The following is a 4,859-nucleotide window of genomic DNA, read 5'->3' on the forward strand; positions in this document are numbered from 1 at the left end:
AGAAGGGATCAGCGGAGAAGGGCCCAGCGGACCGGTAACCCGCGGCGCAGGGCGCTAGATCCGCGGCCGGGCCGCCCAGCGCCGGGCCTTGAGGGCGAGGTGCAGCTCCTGCCGGACGCGCCCGCCGAGAGGGTCGGCGCCGAGGAGCTTCCGGACCCGCGCCACGCGGTGGTAGACGGTCGAACGGTGCAAATGGAGCCTGTCGGCAACGAGCTGGACGGCGCCGTCGCTGTCGTAGAGCTGCTCGAGGACCGGCAGCAGTTCCCCATCCCGGTCCTCCTCGGCGAGCAGGTCGGCGAACACGCTCGACGGCTCGGTGGCCACCGACCCCATGAGCTGATAGACGCCCACCGAGCGGACGTCGACGAGTTCGCCGAGCGCGGGATCGACGGCGGCTGCCTGCGCCGCCACCTTCGCCTGTGCGTAGGCGTCGGGAAGGGCCCGGAGGCTCGTGAACGGCTCGCTGATCCCCACGAGAACGCGGCCCGCGGGGCGCCCTGAGCGCTTGGCGAGTTCGCGCTCGTAGTGCGTCAGGACGGCGGCATGGTTCGCGCGCCCGGTCGAGTGCACAAAGAGGACGACGGCGTGCGTCTCGGTCCCAGCCGTGAAGAGGGCCGGGTCGATGCCCGCCGTGGCGAGCATGGCGGCCGTGCTCGTTGCGACGACGGCGGCCTGGGGGTCCTCGGGATCCACGCCGTCGGGGTCGAGCAGGGTCACGACCTGCCACGGAGCGTGCCCGTGAACCTCGCGCCAGCCCGCAATCTCCGCCTGCGCGGACTTGTCACCCGATGCGGCGGCGAGGAACCTCGACTCGCGCTGGCGGCGGTGCGCCGACGCCGCCGTGTTCGAATCGAGCAAGAGCGCCGCGATGAGCTCGATCTCGAGCCGGACGCTGGGCAGCGCGGCGAGGATCGCCGTCGCGCTTTCCTCCTCAGGCTCCTGCTGTACCCAGAGATAGCCGACCCGGAAGCCACGGACCAAGAGCGGGACGCACACACGCCCGTACATTCCGAGGCCCGCGTTCGGAGGTACCGCGACGGGACGCACTGCCGTCGCGATCCCGTGCGAGAGCTGCCACGCGCTCACGTCCGCAGGGACGCGCTTGCTGAGGAGGAAGTTCACGCGGACGGGGTCGGCGTGCGCCTGGTTCGACGAGTAGGCGACGAGGAGCCCATCGAGGTCCTCGACCGAGAGCCCCCTCCCCAGCTTGTGGGCTGCCTTTTCGACGAGTTCCTCGACCCCTTCACGCATGCTTCCCAGCATACGGGGGAGAACCCACACGCGGGGACAATTGCCGTCCCAAGGTAGAACAGATGTCGGACAAAAGACTGCATGAGAGGCGGAATTCCGCGGAACTCATCCCGGGCTCGAGCGGCCTCGCAGTGTTGCACAGCTCACACGGTGCCTACGCTGGAAGCACCGCGGAAGAACCTCTCACACGGCCCTCGCAAGGCCCCTAACTATGGAGACGAAAGTGATCATCGGAGTCCCCAAGGAGATCAAGAACAACGAGTTCCGGGTGGCCATCACCGCCGCCGGCGTCCACGAGTTCGTGTCGCACGGGCACACCGTGCTCGTCGAGGAGGGCGCGGGACTTGCTTCGGGCATCGCCGACGACGAGTACCGCGTGGCAGGGGCCGAGATCGTCCCAGCCGCGGCCGACGTCTGGGGACGCGCCAATCTGGTCATGAAGGTCAAGGAGCCGATCGCCTCCGAATACCGCTTCTTCCGGCAGGGCCTCATCCTCTTCACCTACCTCCACCTCGCGGCCGAGCCTGCACTCACCCGCGCGCTCATCGACTCGGGCGTCACGGCCATCGCCTACGAGACCGTGCAGGAGGGCCGGGCGCTGCCGCTGCTCGCGCCCATGTCCGAGGTCGCGGGCCGTCTTTCCGTCCAGGTCGGGGCTCAGTCGATGCTCGCGCCCAACGGGGGCAAGGGCATCCTCCTGGGTGGCGTGCCCGGCGTGCGGCCCGCGAGGGTCGTCGTGCTCGGGGCGGGCGTCGCCGGGACGAACGCGGCCGTCGTCGCGATGGGACTGGGCGCGGACGTGACGATCCTGGACATCAACATCGCCCGCCTCCAAGAAATCGACGCGCTCTACTCCGGCCGGATCAAGACCGTCGCCTCGAACAAGTACGAGATCGAGAAGTCGCTCGTCGAGGCGGACCTCGTCATCGGCTCCGTGCTCATCCCGGGGGCAAAGGCGCCGAAGCTCGTCTCGAACGAGCTCGTCTCGCGGATGAAGCCCGGTTCGGTGCTCGTCGACATCGCGATCGACCAAGGGGGCTGCTTCGAGGACTCCCACCCGACGACCCACCAGGACCCGACGTTCACCGTCCACCACTCGATCTTCTACTGCGTCGCGAACATGCCAGGCGCGGTTCCGAACACCTCGACCTACGCGCTGACAAACGTCACGCTGCGCTATGCGGTCCTCCTCGCCGATCTCGGCGTCGAGAAGGCGTTCGAGAAGAACGCCGCGCTCGCGGCTGGCCTCAACGTCGCGGGAGGCTGCGTGACCAACCGCTCCGTCGCGGAGGCCCACGGCCTTCCCCTCGCCAGCGACTGGCACGGGCTCGTCTCGGCCTGACCTGCACAGGCCGGTCGACTAGCGGTGGGCCCCTACTGCGGGGCCCACCGCACTAGCGCGCAGGCCCGCCGCGCTAGGCGTCGAACGCGGTCGTCACCTCGCCGCCCCCGACCTTGCGGGCGAGCTCGCGTGCGATGTCCTGGATCTTCTCGTTCCTCGCGTTCGAGGCTCGCCGCAGCACCTCGAACGCCTTCTCGGGGCTGCAGCGATTCTGTCCCATGATGATCCCGACCGCGAGGTCGATTGCCGTGCGGTTCTCCATGGCCTTCGCCCGGTTCTCTGCGAGCTCCCGCTGCTCCTGATACCGCGCCGCGAGGTGGAGCGACCAGTTGATCTGGTTCCGGGCACCCCCGGCGAGGCCGATGAGTCGCCTGCTCGGCCCCCGCGGAAGGCGTCCCATGAGGGCCATCGCACCGCGTCCGGCGTGGTCCGCGTCGACGTTCATCACGATGAGCGACAACGGGCGGACGAAACCCGGCCAGGGCAGCCGCCCTCGCTCGGCCCGCTCGATCACCGTCTCTCCGCCTTCGAGCGCCCTGTAGAGCGCCTCGTTGCGCGATTCGACCCAATACGTCAGCAGTCGGGCCGTCTCCGGGCTGCTGCCCGAGACGACCGTCTTGCGCTTCGGTCGTTCCACGACGATGCCGCACTCGATCTCTGGAGCATGGCGCGAGAGCCAGCGGGCCGTCGAGGCAGCGACTTCGTCCATGACCTCCTGCAGATCGTCATGCGTGACCAGGACGTTCTTGAGCTCGTTTCCCAACGGCCCGCTCGACGGCGACTCCTCCGCGGTCATCTGGCACCCTCCTCAGCAGCGATCCCGCTCCTCAGGCTGGACTTCCCGCGACCCGTCGTCAAGCCGTGGCGCCTCGTCGAGACGCTCCCGGAGTCGCTGCAGGACCTTGCGGAGCTGACGCGAGACGTGCATCTGGCTCACGCCCAGTTCCCCGGCGATCTCCTTCTGGCTCATCTCGCGCACAAACCGCAGGTGAAGCAGCTGCTTCTCCGGGGCGGGGAGATCCCGCAGGATGCCCTCGACCATGACGCGAAGCTCCGCCTCGCGGAAGCCGGGGTCGAGCACGCCCAGCTCGGGTCCGTCGTCGTCCTCGTCGCCGCCCGCGAGGGGATGGGGCATGAGGGCCGCGTCGGCGACAAGCCCCTCGGCGACCTCCGCGAGGGTGACGCCGAGCTCCTCGGCGATCTCCGCCATGCTCGGCTCGCGGCCCAGCGACTGCTCGAGGTCCAGACGCGCGGCATTGACGCGCAGGCGGAGCTCCTGGATGCCGCGGGGCGGCCGGACCACCCACGAATAGTCCCGCACGTAATGCCGGAGTTCGCCGAGAATTGTCGGCACCGCGAAGCTCACGAACTCCCCCTCCCCCGCGTCATACCGGGCGGCCGCGCTCAGGAGCCCGAGCCGTGCGACCTGGACGAGGTCGGCCAGGTCATGGCCCCTCACGGCATGGCGGCGGGCGAGGGAATCGGCAAGACCGAGGTGCCGGAGGACGAGCTCGGCGCGGTCGGCATCGGTCAGATCGGTCGTCAGATCGGGCACACAGTGGGGCCCCGGGCCGTCCCCGGCTCGGGATGAGGGCATAGCGGCATTGCTCCGTAGGAAGGAGGGGTGCCGCTGCTCGACTCTGCTCAGAGTAGGCGGGCCAAAGTTGTCCGTTCAAACTGGGACGCGTCTCTCGCGCGATGTTTGGGCCAATCCCGGGTGGGGAACAGACAGGCACATCCGCGAAGGCGGAAGCTGTCAGACCGACAACTCCCGACGGAAGGAGCAACAATGGGTGCCGATGACAAGATCGAGAACAAGGCCGAAGAGCTCAAGGGCAAGGCCAAGGAAGCGACCGGCAAGGTGACCGGCAACGACAGCCTCGAGGCGGAGGGCCACGGCGACCAGGCCAAGGCTGGCCTCAAGCAAGCTGGCGAGCACGTGAAGGATTCATTCAAGGGCAAGGACTACTGAGGCCCTGAAGCACGGACCGCCGTCGGCACCTTGGGTGCCGGCGGCGGTTTTTTTCGCGCCGTCCGTTTCTGCTGCCGGGTCACGCGCCTACGCTGGAGGAGGGGGACGACGACGCAAGACAGAATCGAGGCGACGCTGACATGTCACGCATCGAAGGCGACGAGGACCGCGTCCACACCGAGGCCCCGGCCGAGGGCGACGACGAACTGGACGCCACGGAAATCCGCGCGCATTCGGAGGACCCGGCAGAGGGCGCGGACGACGAGTAGTCCGGCCCAGCAAGTAGTCCGGCCC

6 protein-coding genes are annotated in these 4,859 nt (G+C 68.8%); 3 read left to right on the forward strand and 3 right to left on the reverse strand.

Features of this window, described 5'->3' with window-relative positions:
- Positions 1-54: 54 nt before the first annotated feature.
- Positions 55-1,251 carry a PucR family transcriptional regulator gene (locus V7053_RS15105; protein WP_334173093.1) on the reverse strand — a complete coding sequence of 399 codons (1,197 nt, stop codon included), beginning with the start codon at positions 1,249-1,251 and terminating at the stop codon, positions 55-57.
- A 223-nt stretch (positions 1,252-1,474) separates the two neighbouring features.
- Between V7053_RS15105 and ald the strand changes: the two genes are divergently transcribed.
- Entirely contained in the window at positions 1,475-2,593 is a 1,119-nt protein-coding gene (gene ald, locus V7053_RS15110) for an alanine dehydrogenase (protein ID WP_334173107.1), read from the forward strand.
- Positions 2,594-2,666: 73 nt separating this feature from the next.
- On the opposite strand, the gene V7053_RS15115 is transcribed toward ald, so the two are convergent.
- Together V7053_RS15115 and V7053_RS15120 are read right to left on the reverse strand one after the other, a co-directional pair.
- The gene (locus tag V7053_RS15115; RefSeq protein ID WP_334173094.1) at positions 2,667-3,389 is read right to left on the reverse strand and encodes an ANTAR domain-containing protein; all 723 of its coding nucleotides are present in this window, start codon (positions 3,387-3,389) and stop codon (positions 2,667-2,669) included.
- Between the two features lie 12 nt (positions 3,390-3,401).
- Positions 3,402-4,148, reverse strand: coding sequence for a sigma-70 family RNA polymerase sigma factor (locus V7053_RS15120; RefSeq protein ID WP_334173095.1), 747 nt, complete (start codon positions 4,146-4,148; stop codon positions 3,402-3,404).
- 234 nt (positions 4,149-4,382) lie between these two features.
- Between V7053_RS15120 and V7053_RS15125 the strand changes: the two genes are divergently transcribed.
- Together V7053_RS15125 and V7053_RS15130 are read left to right on the forward strand one after the other, a co-directional pair.
- Complete coding sequence (locus V7053_RS15125) at positions 4,383-4,565, forward strand: CsbD family protein (RefSeq protein WP_334173096.1); 183 nt, start codon at positions 4,383-4,385, stop codon at positions 4,563-4,565.
- 140 nt (positions 4,566-4,705) lie between these two features.
- The gene (locus V7053_RS15130) at positions 4,706-4,834 is read left to right on the forward strand and encodes a hypothetical protein (protein WP_334173097.1); all 129 of its coding nucleotides are present in this window, start codon (positions 4,706-4,708) and stop codon (positions 4,832-4,834) included.
- Positions 4,835-4,859 lie beyond the last annotated feature (25 nt).

It is taken from the genome of Sinomonas sp. (assembly GCF_036848755.1).
In the GTDB taxonomy this organism is placed as follows: domain Bacteria; phylum Actinomycetota; class Actinomycetes; order Actinomycetales; family Micrococcaceae; genus Sinomonas.

What these genes read in the sequence shown, in the direction of transcription:
- V7053_RS15105 (WP_334173093.1), bottom strand. Translation starts at nt 1,251, where the DNA reads ATGCGTGAAGGGGTCGAGGAACTCGTCGAAAAGGCAGCCCACAAGCTG.
- V7053_RS15115 (WP_334173094.1), bottom strand. Translation starts at nt 3,389, where the DNA reads ATGACCGCGGAGGAGTCGCCGTCGAGCGGGCCGTTGGGAAACGAGCTC.
- V7053_RS15125 (WP_334173096.1), top strand. Translation starts at nt 4,383, where the DNA reads ATGGGTGCCGATGACAAGATCGAGAACAAGGCCGAAGAGCTCAAGGGC.
- V7053_RS15130 (WP_334173097.1), top strand. Translation starts at nt 4,706, where the DNA reads ATGTCACGCATCGAAGGCGACGAGGACCGCGTCCACACCGAGGCCCCG.